This window comes from Salmonella sp. SAL00670 (assembly GCF_046552235.1).
GTDB lineage: Bacteria > Pseudomonadota > Gammaproteobacteria > Enterobacterales > Enterobacteriaceae > Salmonella > Salmonella enterica.
Genome location: NZ_JBGDUO010000022.1, coordinates 1 through 730 on the forward strand (window position 1 = coordinate 1; position 730 = coordinate 730).

Consider the following 730-nt stretch of genomic DNA (forward strand, 5'->3'; position numbering starts at 1 on the left):
CGTATACGTCCACTTTCGTGTTTGCACAGTGCTGTGTTTTTAATAAACAGTTGCAGCCAGCTGGTATCTTCGACTGACTTCAGCTCCATGAGTAAATCACTTCACCTACGTGTCAGCGTGCCTTCTCCCGAAGTTACGGCACCATTTTGCCTAGTTCCTTCACCCGAGTTCTCTCAAGCGCCTTGGTATTCTCTACCTGACCACCTGTGTCGGTTTGGGGTACGATTTGATGTTACCTGATGCTTAGAGGCTTTTCCTGGAAGCAGGGCATTTGTTGCTTCAGCACCGTAGTGCCTCGTCGTCACGCCTCAGCCTTGATTTTCCGGATTTGCCTGGAAAACCAGCCTACACGCTTAAACCGGGACAACCGTCGCCCGGCCAACATAGCCTTCTCCGTCCCCCCTTCGCAGTAACACCAAGTACGGGAATATTAACCCGTTTCCCATCGACTACGCCTTTCGGCCTCGCCTTAGGGGTCGACTCACCCTGCCCCGATTAACGTTGGACAGGAACCCTTGGTCTTCCGGCGAGCGGGCTTTTCACCCGCTTTATCGTTACTTATGTCAGCATTCGCACTTCTGATACCTCCAGCAACCCTCACAGGCCACCTTCACAGGCTTACAGAACGCTCCCCTACCCAACAACACACAGTGTCGCTGCCGCAGCTTCGGTGCATGGTTTAGCCCCGTTACATCTTCCGCGCAGGCCGACTCGACCAGTGAGCTATTAC

The 730-nt window shown here is 53.6% G+C and carries 1 rRNA gene; it reads right to left on the reverse strand.

Annotation, left to right across the window (positions count from 1 at the left end):
• Window positions 1-730: ribosomal RNA gene (locus tag ACLJRS_RS23580) — 23S ribosomal RNA — on the reverse strand; the annotation flags it as partial.